General features: G+C 72.7%; 23 protein-coding genes. 15 read left to right on the top strand and 8 right to left on the bottom strand.

The features are described from left to right. The first annotated feature begins 2 nt into the window (after window positions 1-2). From urtA to JQX11_RS08125, 6 genes are all read left to right on the top strand, one after another. The gene (gene urtA, locus JQX11_RS08150) at window positions 3-1,247 is read left to right on the top strand and encodes an urea ABC transporter substrate-binding protein (RefSeq protein ID WP_204924368.1); all 1,245 of its coding nucleotides are present in this window, start codon (window positions 3-5) and stop codon (window positions 1,245-1,247) included. Between the two features lie 63 nt (window positions 1,248-1,310). Further along, window positions 1,311-2,198: an urea ABC transporter permease subunit UrtB gene (urtB, locus tag JQX11_RS08145; protein ID WP_204924367.1), complete on the top strand. Its 888-nt coding sequence runs from the start codon at window positions 1,311-1,313 to the stop codon at window positions 2,196-2,198. Continuing rightward, entirely contained in the window at window positions 2,195-3,382 is a 1,188-nt protein-coding gene (gene urtC / locus JQX11_RS08140; protein WP_204924366.1) for an urea ABC transporter permease subunit UrtC, read from the top strand. The genes urtB and urtC overlap by 4 nt, the downstream gene beginning before the upstream one ends. Further along, window positions 3,379-4,134, top strand: a complete 756-nt coding sequence (gene urtD, locus JQX11_RS08135) for an urea ABC transporter ATP-binding protein UrtD (RefSeq protein ID WP_204924365.1) — start codon at window positions 3,379-3,381, stop codon at window positions 4,132-4,134. Before urtC ends, urtD begins: the two co-directional genes overlap by 4 nt. Next, window positions 4,134-4,826 carry an urea ABC transporter ATP-binding subunit UrtE gene (gene urtE, locus JQX11_RS08130; protein ID WP_204924364.1) on the top strand — a complete coding sequence of 231 codons (693 nt, stop codon included), beginning with the start codon at window positions 4,134-4,136 and terminating at the stop codon, window positions 4,824-4,826. Before urtD ends, urtE begins: the two co-directional genes overlap by 1 nt. A 99-nt stretch (window positions 4,827-4,925) precedes the next feature. Further along, entirely contained in the window at window positions 4,926-6,563 is a 1,638-nt protein-coding gene (locus JQX11_RS08125) for a CotH kinase family protein (RefSeq protein ID WP_307826114.1), read from the top strand. An 11-nt stretch (window positions 6,564-6,574) separates the two neighbouring features. On the opposite strand, the gene JQX11_RS08120 is transcribed toward JQX11_RS08125, so the two are convergent. The 3 genes from JQX11_RS08120 to JQX11_RS08110 are packed head-to-tail and all read right to left on the bottom strand — an operon-like array spanning window position 6,575 to window position 8,572. Then, on the bottom strand, window positions 6,575-7,141 hold the full coding sequence (locus JQX11_RS08120; protein ID WP_307826113.1) for a Rieske (2Fe-2S) protein: 567 nt from the start codon (window positions 7,139-7,141) through the stop codon (window positions 6,575-6,577). 7 nt (window positions 7,142-7,148) lie between these two features. Beyond that, window positions 7,149-7,814 (bottom strand): DUF6529 family protein, encoded by a 666-nt coding sequence (locus tag JQX11_RS08115; RefSeq protein ID WP_307826112.1) that lies wholly within the window; start codon window positions 7,812-7,814, stop codon window positions 7,149-7,151. Continuing rightward, window positions 7,814-8,572, bottom strand: coding sequence for a hypothetical protein (locus JQX11_RS08110; RefSeq protein ID WP_204924362.1), 759 nt, complete (start codon window positions 8,570-8,572; stop codon window positions 7,814-7,816). Before JQX11_RS08110 ends, JQX11_RS08115 begins: the two co-directional genes overlap by 1 nt. A 190-nt stretch (window positions 8,573-8,762) precedes the next feature. Between JQX11_RS08110 and JQX11_RS08105 the strand changes: the two genes are divergently transcribed. The 8 genes from JQX11_RS08105 (at window position 8,763) to mnhG (ending at window position 16,775) form a co-directional block, all read left to right on the top strand. Beyond that, window positions 8,763-9,701 (top strand): ion transporter, encoded by a 939-nt coding sequence (locus JQX11_RS08105; protein ID WP_307826111.1) that lies wholly within the window; start codon window positions 8,763-8,765, stop codon window positions 9,699-9,701. 255 nt (window positions 9,702-9,956) lie between these two features. After that, window positions 9,957-10,436, top strand: a complete 480-nt coding sequence (locus tag JQX11_RS08100; RefSeq protein ID WP_204924360.1) for a cation:proton antiporter regulatory subunit — start codon at window positions 9,957-9,959, stop codon at window positions 10,434-10,436. Between the two features lie 146 nt (window positions 10,437-10,582). Further along, window positions 10,583-13,405 (top strand): Na+/H+ antiporter subunit A, encoded by a 2,823-nt coding sequence (locus tag JQX11_RS08095; protein WP_204924359.1) that lies wholly within the window; start codon window positions 10,583-10,585, stop codon window positions 13,403-13,405. After that, on the top strand, window positions 13,402-13,902 hold the full coding sequence (locus tag JQX11_RS08090; protein WP_204924358.1) for a Na(+)/H(+) antiporter subunit C: 501 nt from the start codon (window positions 13,402-13,404) through the stop codon (window positions 13,900-13,902). The genes JQX11_RS08095 and JQX11_RS08090 overlap by 4 nt, the downstream gene beginning before the upstream one ends. Further along, complete coding sequence (locus JQX11_RS08085; protein WP_204924357.1) at window positions 13,899-15,479, top strand: Na+/H+ antiporter subunit D; 1,581 nt, start codon at window positions 13,899-13,901, stop codon at window positions 15,477-15,479. The genes JQX11_RS08090 and JQX11_RS08085 overlap by 4 nt, the downstream gene beginning before the upstream one ends. Window positions 15,480-15,589: 110 nt before the next feature. Beyond that, a complete protein-coding gene (locus JQX11_RS08080) occupies window positions 15,590-16,153 on the top strand; it encodes a Na+/H+ antiporter subunit E (RefSeq protein WP_232377538.1) in 564 nt (187 codons plus the stop codon). Beyond that, a complete protein-coding gene (locus tag JQX11_RS08075) occupies window positions 16,150-16,413 on the top strand; it encodes a monovalent cation/H+ antiporter complex subunit F (RefSeq protein ID WP_088645903.1) in 264 nt (87 codons plus the stop codon). Before JQX11_RS08080 ends, JQX11_RS08075 begins: the two co-directional genes overlap by 4 nt. Beyond that, window positions 16,410-16,775 carry a monovalent cation/H(+) antiporter subunit G gene (mnhG, locus tag JQX11_RS08070; RefSeq protein ID WP_145920159.1) on the top strand — a complete coding sequence of 122 codons (366 nt, stop codon included), beginning with the start codon at window positions 16,410-16,412 and terminating at the stop codon, window positions 16,773-16,775. Before JQX11_RS08075 ends, mnhG begins: the two co-directional genes overlap by 4 nt. Window positions 16,776-16,895: 120 nt before the next feature. Here the strand turns inward: mnhG and JQX11_RS08065 are convergent, their stop codons facing one another. Beyond that, window positions 16,896-17,276, bottom strand: coding sequence for a YccF domain-containing protein (locus JQX11_RS08065; protein WP_204924355.1), 381 nt, complete (start codon window positions 17,274-17,276; stop codon window positions 16,896-16,898). 57 nt (window positions 17,277-17,333) lie between these two features. Here JQX11_RS08065 and JQX11_RS08060 point away from each other — a divergent pair, with 57 nt between their 5' ends. Continuing rightward, window positions 17,334-18,350 carry a methyltransferase gene (locus JQX11_RS08060; protein WP_204924354.1) on the top strand — a complete coding sequence of 339 codons (1,017 nt, stop codon included), beginning with the start codon at window positions 17,334-17,336 and terminating at the stop codon, window positions 18,348-18,350. Between the two features lie 54 nt (window positions 18,351-18,404). Here the strand turns inward: JQX11_RS08060 and JQX11_RS08055 are convergent, their stop codons facing one another. Genes JQX11_RS08055 through JQX11_RS08040 form a run of 4 tightly spaced genes read right to left on the bottom strand, consistent with a single transcriptional unit; the run spans window position 18,405 to window position 22,643 of the window. Further along, window positions 18,405-19,427: a methyltransferase gene (locus JQX11_RS08055; protein ID WP_204924353.1), complete on the bottom strand. Its 1,023-nt coding sequence runs from the start codon at window positions 19,425-19,427 to the stop codon at window positions 18,405-18,407. Next, window positions 19,424-20,590: an aminotransferase class V-fold PLP-dependent enzyme gene (locus JQX11_RS08050; RefSeq protein WP_307826110.1), complete on the bottom strand. Its 1,167-nt coding sequence runs from the start codon at window positions 20,588-20,590 to the stop codon at window positions 19,424-19,426. Before JQX11_RS08050 ends, JQX11_RS08055 begins: the two co-directional genes overlap by 4 nt. Beyond that, window positions 20,587-21,882 carry a tryptophan 2,3-dioxygenase family protein gene (locus JQX11_RS08045; protein ID WP_204924352.1) on the bottom strand — a complete coding sequence of 432 codons (1,296 nt, stop codon included), beginning with the start codon at window positions 21,880-21,882 and terminating at the stop codon, window positions 20,587-20,589. Before JQX11_RS08045 ends, JQX11_RS08050 begins: the two co-directional genes overlap by 4 nt. 56 nt (window positions 21,883-21,938) lie before the next feature. Beyond that, a complete protein-coding gene (locus tag JQX11_RS08040; protein WP_204924351.1) occupies window positions 21,939-22,643 on the bottom strand; it encodes a tryptophan 2,3-dioxygenase family protein in 705 nt (234 codons plus the stop codon). Window positions 22,644-22,778 lie beyond the last annotated feature (135 nt).

Below are 22,778 nucleotides of genomic sequence, written 5' to 3'. Positions count from 1 at the left end.
GAATGTCACAGTTCCGGGGCCGCCGCATCCTGGCGGGCGCCTTGACCCTGATTGCCGCCGCCGCGCTCGCCGGTTGTGGCAGCAAGACCTCCGACGAGAAGTCGACCGCCGGGGTCAGCGCCGACGTGTCCGGCGACACCGTCAAGGTCGGCCTGCTCAATTCGCTCTCCGGCACCATGGCCATCAGCGAGGTCACCGTACGGGACTCCATCATGCTCGCCGTGGAGGAGATCAACGCCGCCGGTGGCGTGCTGGGCAAGAAGATCGTCCCGGTCGGTGAGGACGGCGCCTCCGACTGGCCCACCTTCGCCGAGAAGGCCGAGAAGCTGATCTCCCAGGACCGGGTCGCCGCCGTCTTCGGCTGCTGGACCTCGGCCAGCCGTAAGGCGGTCAAGCCGGTCTTCGAGAAGAACAAGGCGCTGCTGTTCTACCCCGTGCAGTACGAGGGGCTGGAGCAGTCGCCGTACATCTTCTACACCGGGGCGACCACCAACCAGCAGATCGTGCCCGGCCTGGACTACCTCAAGGCGCAGGGCAAGAAGTCGGTCTACCTGGTCGGCAGCGACTACGTGTTCCCGCGTACCGCCAACAAGATCATCAAGGCGTACGCGGCGGCGAACGGGATGACCGTGCTCGGTGAGGACTACGCCCCGCTCGGCTCCACCGAGTTCGGCACCATCGTCAACAAGGTCCGCTCGTCGAAGGCCGACGCCGTGTTCAACACCCTCAACGGCGACAGCAACGTGGCGTTCTTCAAGGAGTACACCTCCGCCGGCCTGACCGCCACGAGCATGCCCGTGGTGTCGGTGTCGATCGCCGAGGAGGAGGTCAAGGGGATCGGCACCCAGTACCTCAAGGACCAGTTGACCGCCTGGAACTACTACCAGACCACCCCCGGCGCGGCCAACCAGAAGTTCGTCGCCGCCTACAAGGCCAAGTACGGCGCGGACAAGCCGACCAGCGACCCGATGGAGGCCGCCTACGTCGCGGTGTACCTGTGGAAGGCGATGGTCGACAAGGCCGGCACCTTCGAGGTGGAGAAGGTCCGGGCCGCCTCCGGCGGGATCACCTACGACGCCCCGGAGGGCCTGGTCACCGTGGACGGCCCCACCCAGCACATCGCCAAGACCGCCCGGATCGGCAAGGTCGGCGCCGACGGGCTGATCACCGAGGTGTGGAACTCCGGCAAGCCGATCACGCCGGACCCGTACCTGAAGAGCTACCCCTGGGCGAGCGGCCTGAGCTGACCGATCCCGGCCCGGGCGGGAGGCACCCCCGCCCGGGCCGACCCACCCCTTCGGAGCGCGAACGTGACAGTCCTCTTCGGTCAGCTCTTCACCGGCGTCAGCATCGGCGCGGTGCTGCTGCTCATCGCCCTCGGCCTGGCGCTGACCTTCGGCCAGATGAACGTGATCAACATGGCGCACGGCGAGTTCATCATGGCCGGCGCCTACACCACCTACGTCCTGCAGCAGACCGTGACCGCCGCCGGCTGGTCGCTGCTGGTGGCGCTGCCGGTCGCCTTCGCGGTGGCCGGCACCATGGGCGTGCTGCTGGAGGTGCTGCTGATCCGCCGCCTCTACGCCCGCCCGCTGGACACCCTGCTGGTCACCTGGGGCGTCTCGCTGATGCTGCAGCAACTGGCCCGGGACGTCTTCGGCAGCCCCAACGTGCAGACCCGGGCTCCGGCGCTGCTGACCGGTAACATCTCCCTGCCCGGCGGGCTGACCGTCGCCAACAACCGGCTGTTCATCCTGGCGCTCGCGCTGGCCGCCGTGCTGGCGCTGACCCTGGCGCTGCGGCTCACCCCGCTCGGGCGGCGCATCCGCGCGGTGGTGCAGAACCGCGACCTCGCCGCCGTCTCCGGCATCCCCACCGCCCGGGTCGACCGGACCACCTTCTTCATCGGCTCCGGGCTGGCCGGCGTCGCCGGGGTCGCGTTGACCCTGCTCGGGCCGATCGGCCCGACGATGGGCACCAACCTCATCATCGACGCCTTCCTGGTCGTCGTGGTCGGTGGCATCGGCCAGCTCAAGGGCAGCGTGATCGTCGCCTTCGCGCTGGGCGTGCTCCAGGCCACCGGCGAGTACCTCACCACGCTCAGCGTCGCCAAGGTGATCGTCTTCGTGGCGATCGTGGCGTTCCTCCAGTGGCGGCCCCAGGGGCTGTTCACCCTGCGTACCAGGAGCCTCGCATGACCGCCGCGCCGCTGGTCGGCACCGATCCCGCCAGCGCGGCCGGCACCCCTACGGGCGGCCGGCGGGGCCGCCGGTTCGACGGCCCGGCCCGCACCGCCGCCGGGTTCGCCCTCGGGGCGGCGCTGCTGTTCGCCGTCGCCCCGCTGACCCTGTCGGACTTCCGGCTGTCGCTGCTGGCCAAGTACCTGTGCGTGGCGATGGTCGCGGTCGGCATCGGCATCGCCTGGGGCCGGGGCGGCATGCTCACCCTCGGCCAGGGGGTGTTCTTCGGCCTCGGCGGCTACGCGATGGCCATGCACCTCAAGCTCGCCGACGCCGGCCCCGGCGAGTTGCCCGACTTCATGCAGCTCTACGGCCAGCTCGACGAGCTGCCGCTGTGGTGGCGGCCGTTCGCCAGCCCGTGGATCGCGCTGCCGGCCACCGTGCTGCTGCCGATGGCCGTCGCGTTCGGCCTCGGCTCGCTGGTGTTCCGCCGCCGGGTCCGCGGCGCCTACTTCGCCATCCTCAGCCAGGCCCTCGCCGCCGCGATGGTGATCCTGCTGGTCGGCCAGCAGGGCACCACCGGCGGCACCAACGGCCTCACCGACATCCAGGGCTTCTTCGGGTACGACCTGGACGACCCGGTCAACCAGCGGATGGTCTACTTCATCATCGCCGCCAGCCTGCTGGCGCTGCTGGCCCTGGCCCGCCAGCTCATCCGCAGCCGCTACGGCGAGTTGCTGGTGGCCGTCCGCGACGGTGAGGAACGGGTCCGTTTCCTCGGCTACGACCCGGCCGGTGTCAAGCTCGTCGGCTATGTCGTGGCCGCCGGCATGGCCGGGCTGGCCGGGGCGCTCTTCGTCCCGGCGGTGGGGATCATCTCACCGGCGTTGATCGGGATCGTCCCGTCCATCGAGTTTGTCATCGGTGTCGCGGTCGGCGGTCGGGCCACCCTGCTCGGTCCGGTGCTCGGCGCGGTGGCGGTGGCCTGGGCGCGGACGGCCCTGTCGGAACGCTTCCCGGGCACCTGGACGTACCTGCAGGGCCTGCTGTTCGTGCTGGTGGTGGCGTTCCTGCCGGGCGGCCTGGCGTCGCTGTGGGTGCTGGCCCGGCAGCGCCGGTCGGACCCGGCGGGCGCGCGGTGGTGGCGGCGGACCCGGCCGGTGGACCGGGCCGAGAACCGGACGGAGGTGTCGGCGGCATGACCGGCCCGCAACTCGACGGCCTGTGCGTACGCGACCTGCGGGTCACCTTCGACGGTTTCACCGCCGTCGACGGGGTCGACCTCGACGTGCCGCCAGGCGACATCCGGTTCCTGATCGGCCCCAACGGGGCCGGCAAGACCACAGTGGTCGACGCCGTGACCGGGCTGGTCCGGGCCACCGGCTCGGTCCGCTTCGGTGACCGGGAACTGCTCGGCCGCGACGTGCACCGCATCGCCCGGCTCGGCATCGGCCGCACCTTCCAGACCGCGTCCGTATTCGAGGAACTGACCGTGGTGCAGAACCTCGACATCGCCGCCGGAGCCACCCGGAGCTGGTGGACGCTGGCCCGACGACGCAACCGGATCCCCGACGAGGTGGCCGCCGCGCTGGAGACGATCGGGCTGGCCGACCGGGGTGACCAGCCGGCCGGCGCGTTGGCGCACGGGCAGAAGCAGTGGTTGGAGATCGGCATGCTGTTGGTCTCCGACGCCCGGCTGCTGCTGCTCGACGAGCCGGTCGCCGGGATGAGTCACGAGGAACGTGACGCCACCGGCGCCCTGCTGGAGACGGTCAGCCGGGACCGCACCGTGGTGGTCATCGAACACGACATGGACTTCCTGCGGCGCTTCGCCCGCAGCGTGACCGTGCTGCACGCCGGGAAGGTGCTCAGCGAGGGCACCGTCGCCCAGGTCCAGGCGGACCCCCGGGTGCAGGAGGTCTACCTCGGCGTCGACACCGCACCGGAGGCGTGATGTTGGAACTGCGTGGCGTACACGCCGGCTACGGCCGCAGCGAGGTGCTGCACGGGGTGGACGTGGCCGTCCCCGCCGACGGGGTGGCCGCCGTGCTCGGCCACAACGGCGCGGGCAAGAGCACCCTGCTGCGGGTCGCCGTCGGTCTGCTGCGCCCCCGCGCCGGCACGGTCACCCTCGACGGGGAGGACGTCACCCGGCTCGCCCCGCACCAGCGGGTCGCCCGGGGCCTGGCGTACGTCCCGCAGGGCCAGCAGTGCTTCCCGCACCTGACGGCGGCGGAGAACCTGCGGCTGGTGGCCGACGGCCGGCGCGACGGGGCCGCCGCCACCGCCGAGGCGCTGGACCTGTTCCCGGCACTGCGTCCCCTGCTGCGGCGGCGGGCCGGGCTGCTCTCCGGCGGCCAGCGGCAGCAGTTGGCCATCGCCCGCGCGCTGGTCACCCGGCCCCGGCTGCTGCTGCTCGACGAACCCACCGAGGGCATCCAGCCGTCGGTGGTCGCCGAGATCCAGGACCGGATCGTCGAGCTGGCCACCGGGGCCGGCATCCGGGTACTGCTGGTGGAGCAGCACCTCGGCTTCGCACTGCGGGTGGCGACCCGGCACTACGTGCTGGAGTCCGGTCGGGTCACCGCCACCGGCGACGGCGGGCGGGACGCCGAACGGTCGGTCCGCCAGGCGCTCGCCGTCTGAAAGTGCCGGACCGGTCACCCAAGGTGACATTTCTGTAACATTGGCGTGCGTAGATGGATTGGAGGGTGCTCCAGCCGCCCGTGACGCAGGGGAGTGACTGTGCGGAATCTGCCGGCCCGGGTCCTGGGCGTCGTGACCGCGATCTCGCTCGGGGCGGTCGGCGCTCCGTCGCCGGCCCCGGACCGGCCGGCCGGCGTGGCGGCCACCGTCGCCCCGGCGGCGGACCCGGCGGACGAACTGACCGGCGACATCGTCTTCTCCGTGCCCAGCGGCACCTTCCGCGACGATCTCACGGTCTCGTTGCGGACGACGGTGACCGACGCCGAGATCCGCTACACGACGGACGGGGCGCTGCCCCGCGCGGACTCCCCACGCTACGACGGCACCCCGGTGACCCTCGTCGACACCACCCAGCTACGGGCCCAGGCGTTCGTCGACGGGGTGGCTACCGGTGACCCCGGCACCGCCCTCTACGTCGAGCGGGCCGTGGACGTCAGCCTCGACCTGCCGATCCTGCTGATCGACGGGTACGGCCAGGGTGCGCCGGGCCGGGAGTTCGTCGACGCCGCCGCGCTGCTCTTCGCGCCGACCGGGGGACACGCGTCGCTCGCGAACCCGCCCACCCTCGCCACCCGGATCGGTTACCACCTGCGCGGCACGTCGAGTTCCCTGTTCGACAAGGCGCCCTACCGGGTCGAGTTCCGGGACAACGAGGACGACGACGTCGACCTTCCGGTCCTCGGGATGCCGGCCGAGTCCGACTGGGTGCTGCGCGGGCCCTACACCGACAAGGCGTTGATCCGGGAGGCGTTTACCTTCGACCTGGCCCGCGAGATCGGATTCCAGGCACCCCGGTACGCCTTCGTGGAGTTCTACCACAACGTGGCGGACCGGCCGGTGAGCGCCGAGGACTACCAGGGCGTCTACCTGATCGTCGAGACCATCAAGAACGCGAAGAACCGGCTCGACCTCAAGGATCTCGACCCCGACGACGTCACCCTGCCGGCCATCACCGGTGGGTACATCCTCAAGTTCGAGTGGCTGACGGCCGAGGAGCCCACCCTGGACTGCCAGGGCCGGCCCGCGACCTGCTGGCACTACCTGGAGGTGGTCGACCCCTCGCCACTGCAACCGGAACAGCAGGCCTGGCTCACCGGGCACCTCCAACAGTTCAACGACCTGATGCAGTCCCCCGGCTTCGCCGATCCGGTGACCGGCTATCCCGCCTGGATCGACGTCGGATCGTTCGTCGACTCGTTCATCCTCAACGAACTGACCCGCAACTTCGACGCCTACGCCCGCAGCTCGTACTTCTACAAGGACCGGGGCGGCAGGCTCACCGCCGGGCCGCTGTGGGACCTCGACCTCACCTACGGCGTCGGCGGCGGGGCCAACCTGGAGACCACCGGCTGGCAGTACGAGCAGCCCCGGTGGCCGAAGCCCAACAACTGGATCAACAGGTTGGTCACCGACCCCGGGTTCATGGCGCTGGTCCGGACCCGCTGGGCCGAGCTCCGGCGGGGTCCGCTGTCGGCCGCTGGGCTCGACGCGCGCCTCACCGCTCTCACCGCGCCGCTGGCCAACGCCGCCGACCGCAACTTCCAGCGGTGGCCGAACCTGACCACCGAGAAGATCGGACCCATCGTCACCCCGACCGCCGACACGTGGCAGGGGCAGCTCGACTACCTGCGGGACTGGCTGGACCGGCGGATGGCGTGGCTGGACGCGGCGATCTAGGTGTGCCGACCCTAGGCCAGCCGGATGTCGTCGCCGTCGACGGTCACCGCCCGGGGCGGCAGCGGGCTACCGGCCGGGCCGCTGCGCACCGCGCCGTCGGCGATGCCGAAGACGCTGTTGTGGCAGCCGCAGACGATGGTGCCGTCCTTGACCGAGGTGACCGTGCAGCCCTGGTGGGTGCAGGTCGCCGAGAACGCCTTGATGGTGCCGGCCGCCGGCTGGGTCACCACCACCCCCTCGGCCTTGAAGATCTTGCCGCCGCCGACCGGGATGTCCGCCACCGCGGCCAGCGCCGCCGGGGCGGGCGGCTGTTCGCCGCCCCCGGCGGGGGAGCCGCTCGCCCCGGCGGACGGCCCGGCCGGTGCGCCGCTGCCGCCCGGTGAGGCGCCGGCCGGCGCGGCGGCCGACCCGCCGGTCTGCGGCGCCGCGGCCGGCGTGGTCGGCTCGCCGTACGTCTGGCAGCCGGTGAGCAGGGCGGTCACGCCCACCCCACCGGCACCGGCCAGCACCGCCCGTCGGGACGCACAACCGGTCCCACGCTCGTCGCACATCTGCCCGTCGTTCCTCTCCCGTGTCACGAGCCCGTCACGTCCCCACCCCGAAGGTGGTGAAGTACCACAGCGACGAGGTCACCCAGATCCCCATCAGGACGGTGAAGACCAGCCCACCGACGACCGGCAGCACCCACCCGGCCAGCCCCCGCTTGGGCAGCGCCAGCATCTTCATGGTGAACACCCCGAAGAAGAGGCAGCCGAGCAGCGAGTGCAGCAGGGTCCGCAGGTCGTAGTCGGCGAAACCCAGCGCGTAGAGGCAGTGCACCGCCACCGGGACGGTCAGCAGGAACGCCACCCGGCCGCTCCACCGGTGCAGCCCACCCGCCCAGGAGGGCGAGAAGCCACCGAGCCGGCCCCACATCGCCAACGCGCTGAGCAGCTGCACCACGGCGAAGAAGGCCGCCCCGGTGCCCAGCCAGACCTTGACCGCCTGGGGGCTGGAGAAGCCGGCCACGTTGACCGCGATCCCGGTGGGCTGGTGCATCCGGCCGTACGCCCCGAGGGCCACCGCGACCGCCGCCCCGACCAGCAGCGGCACGAGCACCGAGGCGGGCGGGGCGCCGGAGCCGGTGGACGGCGCGGCGACCGGGTCGGACGGCGTCAGGGCTGGCGGGGGGTCGGACAGGACCCGGACGGACGGCCCCTCGTCGAAGTCGCGTCCCACGTCGGTCTCGAACCTGCGGCGTGCCGTCGTCATCACGCACCGGACCCCGGGTCGGCCACGACCGGCGACGCGGTGACGGTCCGGCCGTCGAGGATGGTGGTGCCGAACGCGGGGTCCAGCGGCGGGGCCGGCACCGGCGCGCCGTCTCGGGTGACCACCCCGATCTGGCTGCCGTCGGGCAGCATGATCCAGCCGCCGTCGACGCCGGCGCGGCGCTGCTGCGCGGTGGCCCGGTAGAGCACCGGGTCGGGCTTGCCGGTCTGCTTGGCGGTGAACTTCCACCGGCGCTGACCCACCACCATCTCGCCGGAGGCGACCCCGTCGCCGAACGACCCGGTGAGCACCTCGCCCTTCTTGCCCGTCAGCTTCATCCGGCCGTCGGCGGCGGTGCCGTTGAGCCACACCTCCAGCTTTTTGCCGTCGCAGACGTACGCCACCGCCTTGCCGTCGGTGACGGTGATCGCGATGGTGGCGCCGCCGTCGAGCCGCCCGGTCCAGTTGGAGTCGGCCTGCTTCGCCGGTGGCGCCGTGGTCGGTGGCGTGGTCTCCGCCGCGCCGGGCTGGCCCGGCGCCGGTGCCGCCGGGGTGGCCTCCGGCTCGGCCGCCGGGTCGGCGTCCGGTTCGGCCGCGGGGGCGGCGGGCGACACCACGGCGGCGCCGGGCGGGCTCGTCGCGGGCGCGGCCGCACCGGTATCGACCGTACGCGGTGCCGCCTGGGCGCTCATCGCGAACAGGACGGCGGCCATGCCCGTCCCGGTCAGCAGGGTGAGCAACGGGGTCGTGCGCTTCATGAGCAGCTCCCTTCACCGGGTGGTACGAAGCCGGGGCGCTGGTCGTTCAATCTCGGGACGAGAACCTGTGATCGCCGGTGGTCGGGTGCCCGGTCCATTACCGACGGTGATCGTCCCGGGTGGCCGGTAGGGTGTCGGGATGGCCGCCGCGTTCCCGTACCGCCCCGGGACCGGGTGACCGGTGTCGTCCGTGCCTGTTCCCACCCGTCGGCGTGCCGCCGATCCGGGGCCCGTCCGCCCCGTCGGCCTCGCCCAGTGGTGCGCCCGGATCGCCCGGTCGCGCCCCTTCGAGGCGGCGATCGTGGTGCTCATCATGGCCAACGCGGCGGTCCTCGGGGTGGAGACCTACCCGGATCTCGGTGCGGCCCGACCGGCGTTGCGCTGGCTGGAGTTGAGCTTCCGGGCGGCCTTCGTCGCCGAGATCGCCGTCCGGGTGCTGGCGTACGGGCGTCGGCCGCAGGACTTCCTGCGGCACGGCTGGAACGTGTTCGACCTGGTGGTGATCGCGGCGATCTTCCTGCCCGGGCTGCACGGCGACTCGGCGCTGCTGCGGGTCGTCCGGGTGGCCCGGGTGCTGCGCCTGGTGCGTTTCTCGCCCGGTCTGCGCACCATCGTGGCCGCGCTGTGGCGCAGCCTGCCCGGTGTCGGCGGGTTCCTCGCGCTGGCCATGGTGACCCTCTACGTCTACGGCATGGCCGGCTGGCTGATCTTCGGCCGGGCCTACCCGGAGCAGTACGGCGACATCGGCCGGTCACTGCTGACCCTGTTCGTGCTGCTGTCCCTGGAGACCCTGCCGGATCTGGTGGAGCAGGGGATGGCGCTGTCCCCGTGGACCCTCGTCTACTACGTCAGCTACGTGCTCATCACGGTCAACCTGTTGCTGAACATCCTGATCGCGGTCATCGTGAACTCGATGGAGGAGGCCCGCCGGTTGGAGATGACCGAGCGGCTGGCGCCCGGCTACGACGCCGACGGCGACGGGGTGCCCGACGAGGTGGACCGGATCGCCCTGACCCAGCGCCTGGACGACCTGCGGGCGGTGATCGCCGAGCTGGAACGGGAGCTGCGCATCGACCGGGACGACCCGTCGGGCCGGCACCGGTCGGCCGAACGCACCGACGCCCGTTGACGAAGGGGGTCGGCATCCGCCGCCGACGTGTCGCCCGGCCCGTCGGCCGCTGACCGGGTCGGTGCCGGCTCGACGGACCCGTGACCGTCGCCCCGGGCGGCGTCGAGGGTCCGTCGACACCGCCTACGACGTCCAGGTTTCCCGAATGATGGGACGGCGGGGGTGGGCGATCGCGCCCTGATCATGATAGGGATGAAGGGGCGCGCGGCCGTTACCGGCCGGACGCCCCTTCGATGTTGGGCGAAGGAGGTCGGTGTGCGGTTCGAACGTACGGTCATTCACGGGGTCGGACTCTGCCAGCGCTTCGCCACCGCGCACGGCCAGTGGGCCAGCGTCATCTCCCACCCCGGCGGGCGGCGCGACATCGTGATCTACCACCCCGACGACACCGACACCGCGGTCGGCACGCTGGTGCTCGACCAGTCCGAGGCGCAGGCCGTCGCCGGGGTGCTCAACCAGGCGGTCACCGTCGACCACCTCGCCGAGCTGGAACGCCAGCTCCCCGGCGTCACCGTCGTGCGAATACCCGTCGCCGTGGGCGGCGACGGCGACGGAAAGCGTTGGCGGGACACCGCGTTGTCCGGCCTGCCGCTGTCGCTGCTGGCGGTGGTCCGCGCCGGCCGGGTCGTACCGACCCCCGGCGACGACTACGTCCTGCTCGCCGGCGACGAGGTCGTCGTCGCGGGTGCGGAGGCGGCCACCACGGCCGCCGTGGACGTGTTCGCCGGTCACTGACCGGGCACCACCACCGACCAACCAACCACTGGTGACGCCACCGCCGCGGTGGCCGTGCGACCCGGGGACGCCCGTCCCCGCGCCGCCGGTTCCGCACCGCCCCGAACGGGCCGGTGGCCGCCGACACTGATCTTCGAGGAGGGTATGTGCTGGTCCTGGTGGCGGTCCACGCACTGGCAGCCGTGGTCGCCCCGGGGCTGGTACGTCGCTTCGGACGCCGTGCGCTCTACGCCGTCGCGCTCGCCCCGGCCGCAACGCTGGTCTGGGCGCTGACCCGTACCGGTGCGGTCCGGGCCGGCGAGCCGGTGGTGGAGACCTGGCCGTGGGTGCCCCGGATCGGTCTGGAACTGGCCCTGCGGATGGGCACCCTGTCCTGGCTGATGGTGGTGCTCGTCGGCGGGGTCGGCGCGCTGGTGCTGGCGTACAGCGCCAGGTACTTCCGCTCCGACGACCCGGGGCTGGGGCGCTTCGCCTCCGTCTTCGTCGCCTTCGCCGGCTCCATGCTCGGCCTGGTCGTCTCCGACGACCTGCTGCTGCTCTACGTGTTCTGGGAACTCACCACCGTCTTCTCGTATCTGCTGATCGGCTACGACCCGGCCAAGCGGGCCAGCCGGCGGGCCGCCATGCAGGCGCTGCTGGTCACCACCCTGGGCGGGCTCGCCATGCTGGCCGGGTTCGTGATGCTCGGCCAGCACGCCGGCAGCTACCGCTGGTCGGTCGTCGCCACCGACCTGCCCGGCGGCGGCTACCTGGTCACCGCGCTGATGCTGATCCTGCTCGGCGCGCTCAGCAAGTCGGCCATCGTGCCGTTCAGCTTCTGGCTGCCCGGGGCGATGGCCGCGCCCACCCCGGTCAGCGCCTACCTGCACGCCGCCGCCATGGTCAAGGCCGGGGTGTTCCTGGTCGCCCTGCTCGGCCCGGCCGTCGCCGACGTCACCGCCTGGCGGGTGGTGCTGCTCGGCACCGGCCTGGCCACCCTCTTCCTCGGTGCCTGGGTGGCGCTGCGCCAGACCGACCTGAAACTGCTCCTCGCCTACGGCACGGTCAGCCAGCTCGGGCTGCTGATGGTGGTCCTGGGTGCCGGCACCCGCGACGCCGCGCTGGCCGGCGCGGCGATGGTGCTGGCACACGCCCTGTTCAAGGCCACCCTGTTCCTCGTCGTCGGCATCGTCGACCACACCACCGGCACCCGGGATCTGCGCGAACTCAGCGGCCTCGGCCGGCGCGCGCCGGTGCTGGCCGGGGTGGCCGTGCTGGCCGCCGCGTCGATGGCCGGGCTGCCGCCGATGGCCGGCTTCGTCGCCAAGGAGGCCGCCTTCGAGGCGTTCCGACACGGCGGCACGACGGACCTGCTGGTGCTGGCCGGGGTGGTGGCCGGGTCGGCGCTGACCGTGGCGTACACGCTGCGGTTCCTGTGGGGCGCGTTCGCCGGCAAGCCCGGTGTCGCGCCGACCGACCCGCACCCGGCGGGCCGGTCGTTCCTCGCCGCCCCGGCGCTGCTCGCCGTGGCCGGGCTGGCCGTCGGCGTCGCCGCCCCGGCCCTCGACGGGCTGCTCGCCCCGTACGCCGACGGCTTCTCCTCGACCGGGCCCGGCTACCACCTGGCGCTGTGGCACGGCCTGACCCCGGCCCTGGGACTGTCCGTCCTCGCGGTGACGGCCGGCGTCGGGCTGTTCCTGCTGCTGCACCTCCGACGGCTGCGACCGGCCCGGTGGACGCCGCTGGACGGCGCGGCCGGCTACGAACGGGTGGTCGCCGGGGTGGACCGGCTCGCGGTGGAGCTGACCGGCGCGACCCAGCGCGGCTCGCTGCCGTTCTACCTCGGGATCATCCTGGTGGTGCTGGTCGTCCTGCCCGGCGGCGCGCTGCTCACCGGTGGGCCCTGGCCCCGGGAGTTCCGCGCCTGGGACACCCCGTTGCAGGCGGTCGTCGCCGCCCTGGTGATCGTCGCCGCCGTGATGGCCGCCCGCGCGCTGCGCCGGCTCACCGCGATGATCCTGGTCGGTGTCGCCGGCTACGGCACCGCGCTGATGTTCGTCCTGCACGGCGCGCCGGACCTGGCGCTGACCCAGTTCCTGGTGGAGACCGTCACCATCGTCATGTTCGTGCTGGTGCTGCGCCGGCTGCCGGTGAAGTTCTCGGCCCGGCCGATCCGCCGCAGCCGGCGCGGCCGGATCGCCCTCGGGGTCGCCGTCGGCGCGGTCGTGTCCGGGATGGCCTGGGTCGCGGGGAGCGGCCGGCTGGCCACCCCGGTCTCCGAGCGGTTCCCCGACGAGGCGGTCTCCTACGGCGGCGGCAAGAACGTGGTCAACGTGACCCTGGTCGACATCCGCGCCTGGGACACCATGGGCGAGATCGCAGTGCTGGTGGTGGCCGCCACCGGGGTGGCCAGCCTGATCTTCCGCCGCTCCCGGGACCTGGACCGGCGCAGCGCCGTCCCCGGCCCCCGACCGGCGACCACCGGCGGGCCGCGCTGGCTGACCGCCGGCTTCGAGGCGCACCGGCACTCGGTGATCCTCCAGGTGGTCACCCGGCTGCTGTTCCACGCCATCGTGCTGTTCTCGGTCTACCTGCTCTTCTCCGGTCACAACGCCCCCGGTGGCGGGTTCGCCGCCGGGCTGGTCGCCGGCCTGGCCCTGGCCGTGCGCTACCTGGCCGGCGGCCGGCGGGAACTCAACGCCGCCGCGCCGGTCGACGCCGGGGCGGTGCTCGGCGCGGGGCTGTTCCTCGCCGTCGGCACCGGCGTGGTGGCGATGCCGCTGGGCGGGGAGTTCCTGCAGAGCGCGGTGCTCGACCTGCACCTGCCCCTGCTCGGCAAGGTCCACTTCGTCTCGTCGGTCTTCTTCGACGTCGGCGTCTACCTGATCGTGGTCGGCCTGGTGCTGGACATCCTGCGCAGCCTCGGCGCCGAGATGGACCGCCAGCAGGAGGACGCCCACGACGACGTACGGGACAAGGAGCTGGTGTGACCCCCAATCTCACCTACATCGTGGTGGTCGGCGTGCTCTTCGCCGCCGGGGTGACCCTGCTGCTGGAACGCAGCCTCACCCGGGTGCTGATGGGCGTCATCCTGCTCGGCAACGGTGCCAACCTGCTGCTGCTCACCGGGGGTCGGGCCGGTGGCCCGCCGATCGTCGGCACCAGCGACGCCGACGAGATGAGCGATCCGCTGCCCCAGGCGATGGTGCTCACCGCCATCGTCATCACCCTCGGCATGACCGCGTTCCTGCTGGCGCTGTCGTACCGCAGCTGGCACCTCAACGGCCACGACGAGGTGCAGGACGACGTGGAGGACCGCCGGATCATGGACCTGGCCGACCGGGACGAGGGGCCGGGCACCGACGACGCCGACCAGTCCGACTCCGACGACCAGCTCGACGGCGACGGCCGGCCCGACCCGGACAGCCAGCGGCCCTCGGCGGCCTCGGTGGCGGCGACGGCCGGCGGGCGGGGGAGGGACGCGTGAACTACCTCGTCCCGCTGCCGGTGGTGATGCCGCTGCTCGGCGCGGCCCTGACCCTGCTGTTGGCCAGCCGGCCCCGCGCACAGCGGTGGGTCAGCCTCACCGTGCTCGCCGCGACCGTCGCCGTGGCCGCCACCCTGCTCGTCCGCTCCTCGATCGACGGGCCGCTCGTCGTCGAGGTCGGCGGCTGGGTCGCGCCGCTGGGCATCGTGCTCGTCGCCGACCAGCTCGCCGCGTTGATGCTGGTGGTCTCCGCTTCCGTCACCCTCTGCGTGCTGGTGTACTCCATCGGGCAGGGCATGGCCGACGGGCACGAGGAGACCCCGCTGTCGGTCTACCACCCCACCTACCTGGTGCTGACCGCCGGGGTGTGCAACGCGTTCCTCTCCGGCGACCTGTTCAACCTCTACGTCGGCTTCGAGATCCTGCTGGTCGCCAGCTACGTGCTGCTCACCCTGGGCAGCACCGAGACCCGCATCCGGGCCGGCACCACGTACGTCGTGGTCAGCCTGCTCTCGTCGTTGATCTTCCTGGTGGCGATCGGGCTGGTCTACTCGGCCACCGGCACCCTCAACCTGGCCCAGCTCGTCGACCGGCTCGACGCCCTCCCCGACGACCTGCGGCTGGTGCTGCAGGGCATGCTGCTGCTCGCCTTCGGCATCAAGGCGGCGGTCTTCCCGCTGTCGGCGTGGCTGCCCGACAGCTATCCCACCGCGCCCGCGCCGGTCACCGCCGTCTTCGCCGGCCTGCTCACCAAGGTCGGCGTGTACGCCATCATCCGCACCGAGACGCTGCTGTTCCCCGGCGGCCGGACCGCCGACCTGCTGCTGGTGGTCGCGGCGTTGACCATGCTGGTCGGCATCCTGGGCGCGGTCGCCCAGTCCGACATCAAACGACTGTTGTCGTTCACCCTGATCAGCCATATCGGCTACATGCTGTTCGGGGTGGGGCTCAGCTCGTCGCTCGGGTTGGCCGCCGCGATCTTCTACGTGGTGCACCACATCACCATCCAGACCACCCTGTTCCTCGCCGCCGGGCTGGTCGAACGCCGGGGCGGCAGCACCGCGCTGGACCGCCTCGGCGGGCTGGCCCGGTTGTCGCCGCTGCTCGCCGTGCTGTTCTTCGTACCCGCGTTGAACCTGGCCGGGATTCCACCGTTCTCCGGCTTCCTGGGCAAGCTCGGCCTGGTCCAGGCCGGGGTGGACGACGGCGGTGTGCTGGCCTGGGTGCTGGTCGCCGGTGGGCTGCTGACCAGCCTGCTCACCCTCTACGCCATCGCCCGGGTGTGGAACCTGGCATTCTGGCGTCGCCCGCACCCGGAGATGCCCGAACCGCAGGACAGCGTGCACACCGTCCGGACCGCCGGGGTGGAGCAGCCTTACCAGGGGCCGGACCGTGACGCCCACCCGGGCGCGATGCTGCCCCGCCTGATGATCGCCCCGACGGTGGCCCTGGTGGTGCTGGGGTTGGCGTTGACCGTGGTGGCCGGGCCGCTGTTCGACCTCAGCTCCGACGCCGCCGACGACCTGCTGCGGCGTACCCCGTACGTCGAGGCCGTCTACCCCGGGGGGACCCCGTGAGCCACGATCCGCCGCCGCAGCGCTCCCCGGACCGGTCGCCGCCGCCCGGGGAGCCCTCGCCGCAGCTTCCCGGGGGTGGGCCGGCCCCGGAGCATCCGGAGGACCGGCCGCTGACCCGGGCGGCCCGCCGCCGCAACCAGGCCGTCGCGATGATCGTCCTGGTCACCGTCTGGGTGCTGCTCTGGGGGACGCTGAGCTGGGCCAACGTGCTCGGTGGGCTGGTCGTGGGGCTGGTGGTGCTGACCGTCTTCCCGCTGCCCCCGGTGACCTTCGCCGGGCGGGTGCACCCGGTGCCGCTGCTGCGGTTCGCCCTGCGCTTCCTGCGGGACCTGGTGGTGGCCAGCGTCCAGATCGCGGCCCTGGCGCTGCGGTTCGGGCACCCCCCGCTGGGCGCGATCATCGCGGTGCGGCTGCGGGTACGCTCCGACCTCAACCTCACGCTGACCGCCGAGGCGCTGTCCCTGGTGCCCGGCAGCCTCATCGTCGAGGTGGACCGGGACGCCGGCATCCTCTACGTCCACGTGCTCGGGGTGCGCGACCGTGCCGAGGTCGAACGCTTCCGCGACGGCGTGCTGGAGCTGGAGGCCCGGTTGATCGCGGCTATCGGCTCGGCTGAGGAACAGCGGCTGATCCGGGAGCACACACCGTCCACCCTGGAAGGAAGTTCGAGATGACCGCTGTCGCCGTGATCGTCACCGTGCTGCTGGCGGTGGCCGGTGCGCTCACCCTCACCCGGATCGTCCGGGGGCCGTCGGTGCTCGACCGGGCGGTCGCCACCGACGTGTTGCTGGCGATCGTGGTGGCCGCCGTGGCGACCGAGGCCGCCTACAGCCGGGACGCGACCGCGCTGCCGATCCTGGTGGTGCTGGCCATCCTCGGCTTCGTCGGCTCGGTCAGCGTCGCCCGCTTCGCCACCCGCCGGGACGACAGGTGAGCGTCGACGCGGTGCTGGACGTGGTGGCCGCGGCCTGCCTGCTGGGCGGCGCGCTGCTCAGTCTCGCCGCCGGGGTCGCCCTGGTCCGCTTCCCCGACCTGCTGTCTCGGATGCACGCCGCCGCCAAGCCACAGGTGCTCGGCCTGCTGCTGGTGCTGCTCGGCTGCGCGCTGCGGCTGCGGACCGGGGTTGACGTCACCACGCTGGTGCTGGTCGGCGCGTTCCAGTTGGCCACCGCGCCGGTCGCCGCGCACATGATCGGCCGGGCCGGCTACCCGCACGACCGGATCCGCACCGACCTGCTGGTCACCGACGAACTCGCCGCCCACCTCGACCGGCTGCACGCCGACCGGCGGCCCTGACCCCGGCGGCCCCGTGGCCCGGCCGCCGCGGGTCCGCTTCTGGGCTGATCGAGCGGTATCGACACCCTGTCGACACCGCCGGATCGCCACAGATGCGCCGCAGGTCGCCTCGGGGTTCGGTCAGGGCGCCTCGACGACCTCCCGGCCGAGCGGCCAGAACGCCGCCGGGACGAGCTTGAAGTTGGCGATGCCGAACGGGATGCCGATGATCGTGACGCAGAGCGCGATCCCGGCGAGCAGGTGCGACAGTGCCAGCCACCAGCCGGCGAGCAGCACCCACAGCACGTTCGCCAGCCCGGACGGGACGCCGGCCCCCGGCTTGGTGACCAGGGTCCGGCCGAACGGCCACAGCGAGTACGAGGCGAGCCGCAGCGACGCCACCCCGAACGGGATGGTGATGATGAGCACGAAGCAGACCACCGCCGCGACGAAGTAGCCGAGGGCCAGCACGATTCCGCCACCGAGGATGAGCCACAACAGGTTCAGGATGAAGCGAATCATTACTCCATAGTGACGGGTGCGTGCCACCGCGTCACCGTTCCATGATCTTATGTTCCCATGATCACTCCCACTCCTCTCATGCACCTCGTCGCCGGCGTCTGGGGTTTCAAGACCCTCGCCGTCGGGGTCGAGTTCGGCCTGTTCACCCGGCTGGCCGGCGGGCGGACCGTCACCGTTGCCGAGGCCGCCGCCGAGTTCGGGCTCGACGAACGCCCCGCCGACCTGCTGCTGTCGGCCAGCGCGTCGCTGGGGCTGCTGGACAAGGCCGGTGACGGCTACCGCAACTCCGCGCTGGCCGAGCAGTTCCTGGTCGAGGGGCGGCCCTACTACTTCGGTGCCCAGGTGCGCTACTCCGACCTGCGCACCTACCTGCCCTGGCACCGGGTGGGCGAGGCGCTGCGCGGCAACCGGCCACTCACCTGGGATCCGCAGCAGCAGGACTCCCTGTTCGACACCACCGACCCGGAGCTGGTGGCCCAGTTCTGGGACGCCATGTTCGCCACCTCCCGGTTCACCGCCCGCGCGCTGGCCGACGCGTACGACTTCGGCGCGCACCGCCGACTGCTCGACGTCGGCGGCGGCGCGGGGGCGTTCCCGATCGAGTTCTGCCTGCGTCTGCCGCACCTGCGGGCGACGATCCTGGACCTGCCGCACGTGTGCGTGCGGGCCGGGGAGCGGATCGCTGAGGCGGGCCTGACCGACCGGATCGGCACGGTCGCCGGTGACTTCCTCGCCGACCCGGCCCTGCCCGACGGACACGACGTGATCCTGCTCAGCATGATCCTGCACGACTGGGACGAGCCGACCAACCGGGCGCTGCTGGCCCGCTGCCACGCCGCGCTGCCCCCCGGCGGGGTGATCGTCGTCTCCGAACTGCTGCTCAACGACGAGCGCACCGGCCCGCCGGAGGCCGCCCTGATGGGCATGAACATGCTCGTCGAGACCGAGGGCGGCAAGAACTACTCCGGCGCGGAGTACCGGCGGTGGCTGACCGACGCCGGCTTCGTCGACGTGCGCACGGTGCCGTTCGAGGCTCCCGGCGCGAACGGCGCGGTGCTGGCCCGCCGCCCCTGACCGGCCCACCGGGGCCGGCGGGACGGTCCGCCGGCCCCGGCGTCCACCGGGGAGTCACCCCGGCTTGTACGCGGTGACCAGTTCCCACCCGCCGGGCAGCACCGCCACCCGGGTGAACCCGACCTCGGCGAGCAGCCCGGTGTAGAACTCGACCTCCCGCAGCCGGCTGACGCAGCTGTCCACACCGATCAGGAAGTAGCTCCAGAAGAACTGCACGGCCAGCCGGTCCGGGGTGCGGAACTCCTCGGCGATCAGCAGCAGCCCGCCCGGCTCCAGCGCCGCGTACGCCTGCTCGACCAGGCGGCGGGCGACGTCGTTGGGCCAGTCGTGCAGCACCCGGACGAACGCCATCGCGTCGTAGCCCGTCGGCAGCGGCCCGGCCAGGAAGTCGCCGCCGACGAAGCCCAGCCGGTCGGGGTGCCCCCGGTCGGCCCGGGTGGCCGCCACCAGGGGCGCCACCGCCGGCAGGTTGAACACGTCGGCCCGCAGGGCGGGGGCGGTGTCGAGGACGTGCGCGGCGAGGGTGCCGTCACCACCGCCGACGTCCAGCAGGCGTCGCCGGTCCGCCCAGAGCCGGTCGGCGTGCCGGCGCACCGTCTCGATCACCGGGCCGAGCCCGGCGGCCATGCTGCGTTCGAAGTCGGCGGTCTGCGCGTCGGTCTTCGGTGGCCAGGCGAAGTCGTCGTCGCTCATGCCGACCTCACCGCGCAGGCTCTCGGCGAGCCGGCCGTGCAGCAGCCGCCACGGGTAGCGGTCCCGGTCCCGTTCGATCGCGTCCGGGCCGACCACCGCCAGCACGGCGTCGCGCAGCCCCGGCACCGCCCGGTAGCTGGCCCCGGCGATGTCGTCGCCGGATTCGTGCCGGGTGACGCAGCCGAGGCTCTCCAGGCAGTCGAGGAACTTGTAGAGCCGCAGCGGGCGCACCCCGAACCGGTCGGCCAGCGCGTCCAGGCGTACCGGGCCGGGTTCCAGCGCGTCGAGCAGGCCGAGGGCCAGTGCGGTCTCCAGCACGTCGACGGCCTTGGGACCGTTGACCAGCAGGCTCATCAGCGCCCGGGGGGACAGGGTGACGCTCACCGGCCCAGCTCCTCGCTCAGCGCGTCCATGAACGCGTCGACCTCGTCGAGGGTGTTGTAGACGTGCGGCCCGACTCGCAGCCAGCCCCGCCAGGTGCAGATCATGTTCCGCGCGGCGAGCCGCCGCTTGACCTCCTCCCCGTCGGGGACGTCCAGGCAGACCACCCCGCCCCGGCGGTCCGGGTCGGTGGGGCTGACCACGGTGACGTCGGCCGCCGCCGCCCGGTCCAGGACCCGCTGGGTCAGCGCCAGCGAGTGCGCCCGGATCGCCCCGATCCCGACGCCCGCGAGCAGGTCCAGGCCGACCTGGGAGATCAGCGAGGTCAACGGGTACGGCGTGCCGCCGGCGAAGCGTTGCGCCCCCGCCGCCCACCCGGTCGACACCCGGAAGGTCAACGCCCGGTCGCCGGCCTGCCATCCGGTCGCCGCCGGTTCCAGCCGCCCGGCCAGGTCGGGGCGGACGTAGAGGAAGGCGGTGCCGGCCCCGCACAGCCACTTGTGCGCGCCGCCGAGGACGATGTCGACGCCGAGCGCGGTCACGTCCAGCGGGACCGCCCCGACGGTCTGGAAGGCGTCCACCACCACCAGGGCGCCGACGGCGTGGGCGCGGGCGACCAGCCGGGCCAGGTCGATGGTGGCCCCGGAGGAGAAACTCGCATGGGGTACGCAGACCAGCAGCGTCCGCTCGTCGATGCGGGCTTCGAGCGCGTCCTCGTCGAACCGGGGGCCGCCGGTGCCGACCACGTCGAGCCGCGCGCCGTAGCGGCGGAACGCGGTGCCGATGAACGGCACCGTCGGGTACTCCAGGTCGGTGGTGACGATCCGGTCGCGCGGCGGGCGGTAGTCGAAGCAGGACAGTACCCGGACCAGCAGGGTGCTCAGGTTGGCGTCGGTGACCACGCTGCCCGGTGGTGCGCCGAGCAGCGCGGCGACCGAGTCGGCGTACCGGTCGAGGCCGACGTGCCAGCCCTGCCACACGTCGTCCCGCCAGTCGCGCAGGGTCGCCCAGTGGTCGGCGAGCACCCGTTCGACGCCCCGGGGCGCCGCGCCGGTGGAGTTGTTGCCCAGGTAGACGCAGGTTTCCAGCAGCGGGAACTCGGCGCGCAGGGCGGCGTGTGCGGCGGCGTCCAGGCAACGCGCCGGGTGGGTCGCGGGTGCGCTCACTCGCAGCAGCCTCCGATCGGATCGGTCCGGGGTGGACGGTTGTCGGTGGACACGGTGGTGAAGACCGGGACGGCGCGGACGGCCGCCAGGTAGGGGGTGCCCTCGGTGTAGCCGGTGCCGGAGCGCGCACCGAGCATCCGGACCGCCAGCCGGTGGTGGGTGCGTCGCCAGGTCAGCACCGCCTCGGCGAAGGCCGCCATCTGCTGCCGTACCAGGTCGAGGTCGGGCCCCCGCAGCGAGCCGGCCCGGACCGCGGCGCGGTAGGCCCGGTCGATCGACGGCTGGCCGGCCCGCACCACCTCGCGTACCTCCGGCACCGACCGGTACGCCGTGGAGTCCAACCGCTCCGGCTCCGGCGTACGGCACAGCGACTCCATGAGCTTGTAGGAGCGGGACTGGATGGCGCTGGCTCCCTCGGTGTACTCGCGGAACGTCCGGAACGCCGCCGGTTGCATGGTGGCCAGCAGGGAGAACAGCGTCCCGGCACCGCTGATCAGCTCCCGGGCGTACGCCAGCCGGCCGGCGGCCGGGCGGGGCCGGCCCGTGTCCAACGCGGCGATGGTGCCCCGCAGCTCCTCGGCGACCCCGGCGAAGACGCACTCGTAGGCCTGGAGGACCCGGATGAACAGGTACTCGTCGTGGGAGACGTAGACCGGCAGCATGCTCAACGCCAGGGCGCGTTCCCGGGCGGGGACGCGGCCGGTGACGGCGAGCCGGTGCAGCGTCACCGCCGCCGCGACCGGGTCCCGCTCGGTGACCGCCCCGGCCAGGCCGAGCCGGGTGAGGGCCGACGCGACGGCGCGGACCCCGAGCCGGCACCGCTTGGCCGCCATCGCCGGTCCGGGCCGCTGCTCGGGGAGCAGGTCGATGGCGTCGGTCGAGGCGGCCAGCTCGAAGGCCAGGGCGTCGGCGACGAGGTCGACCAGGAGCCGGTCACGTTCCCAGCGCCCGCCGCCCGGCCCCGGCCGGTCGACCTCGTCGGCCACCCGCCCGCCCGGTCCGGTCTCCGGGGCGACGGTGGACAGGGGGAGCAGCGGCAGGGCCAGGTAGCTGCGGTAGTCGTACCGGCCGTCCCACTTGTCGAGCGCCACGTCGAGGAAGGCGGACAACTCGCGGGCGGGGGTGGTCCGCGTGTTCACCCGGGCGCGCGCGGCGTCCAGCTGGACGAGGAGTTCCTTTTTGACGAAGTGTTTACCGACACGATGAAATTCGGTGACCACTGCCTGGTAGGGAAATTGCTCGGGATCGGCCGTACCGGACGACCAGCTCGTCAGCTCACGCACGAACCGCACCTCGTGGGGTTATCTGTCACAGGGAGCGCCGACGATTTTTCGAGTGGCGCGGCTCGTCATGCCTCTGCGGTGCCCGAATGCGCCGCCACCGGGACGTCGGCGCCCGACCGGGACGGGCGCAGCTCGGGAAAGAACCGGTGTTCGAGGAGCTTGGCGAGCACGTTCGCCGCGCTGCCCGGGGTGCCGCCGGGGGCGTGCCCGCCGACCCGCAGGGCGACCTCGTAGTGGCGCACCCGCCACTGGTGGACCTGCTCGTCCCAGGCGATCATCGCCTCGGCGAGCCGCCGGGTCGGGTCGGTCGGGGCCAGCGCGTCGAGCCTGCCGCCCCGGGTGGCGAGGTGCTCGGCGAAGACCCGGCCGAGCCGCCTGCTGACCGTCGCGGCCCGCCGCCAGCCGGGCGAATCGGCACCGGAACCGTTGCCCAGCGCGGGTTGCATCGTCTGGAAGTCGACAGGCGACAGGTGCCGGAACATCTCCAGCTGGTCGGTGACCAGTCGCACCGCGAGCGTCGCGCGGGCCAGCAGCGTCGCCGCCGCGGTCGGGTCGTCGGCCCCGGTCCGCCCGACGGCGGCGCTCAGCTCGGCCTCGGCCAGCTTCAGCCACAGCTCGGCGGACTGGTGCACCACCTGGAAGAGCAGCTCGTCACGGTGGAGCATCTCCGCCGGGCGGCGTTGCAGGGCGAGCAGCTCGTCGGTGCGCATGTAGCGGGCGTAGTCCGTGGAGCCGTCGCCCGGCAGCACCGGTGACTGGTCACGTTTCACGACTGTCCCTTCTCCTAAACGCCGGCGCGCACGGGACCGGCACTCGACAGCGGCAATTATTCAACGACGAACGGCAATGTGTCACCCCCTGTTCCACGATTAGTGATCCTCGGCGCTCCGAGCGAATCGCCACCT

The sequence above is a fragment of the Micromonospora humida genome (assembly GCF_016901255.1).
In the GTDB taxonomy this organism is placed as follows: Bacteria; Actinomycetota; Actinomycetes; order Mycobacteriales; family Micromonosporaceae; genus Micromonospora; species Micromonospora wenchangensis.
The sequence above is the reverse complement of the archived record's forward strand: the minus strand, read 5'-3'. Positions and strand labels throughout refer to the sequence as shown.

Coding starts and splice junctions, on each gene's coding strand:
- urtD (WP_204924365.1), top strand. CDS start 3,379: ATGACCGGCCCGCAACTCGACGGCCTGTGCGTACGCGACCTGCGGGTC.
- JQX11_RS08115 (WP_307826112.1), bottom strand. CDS start 7,814: ATGACGACGGCACGCCGCAGGTTCGAGACCGACGTGGGACGCGACTTC.
- urtC (WP_204924366.1), top strand. CDS start 2,195: ATGACCGCCGCGCCGCTGGTCGGCACCGATCCCGCCAGCGCGGCCGGC.
- JQX11_RS08110 (WP_204924362.1), bottom strand. CDS start 8,572: ATGAAGCGCACGACCCCGTTGCTCACCCTGCTGACCGGGACGGGCATG.
- JQX11_RS08065 (WP_204924355.1), bottom strand. CDS start 17,276: ATGATTCGCTTCATCCTGAACCTGTTGTGGCTCATCCTCGGTGGCGGA.
- JQX11_RS08060 (WP_204924354.1), top strand. CDS start 17,334: ATGATCACTCCCACTCCTCTCATGCACCTCGTCGCCGGCGTCTGGGGT.
- JQX11_RS08075 (WP_088645903.1), top strand. CDS start 16,150: ATGACCGCTGTCGCCGTGATCGTCACCGTGCTGCTGGCGGTGGCCGGT.
- urtA (WP_204924368.1), top strand. CDS start 3: ATGTCACAGTTCCGGGGCCGCCGCATCCTGGCGGGCGCCTTGACCCTG.
- urtE (WP_204924364.1), top strand. CDS start 4,134: ATGTTGGAACTGCGTGGCGTACACGCCGGCTACGGCCGCAGCGAGGTG.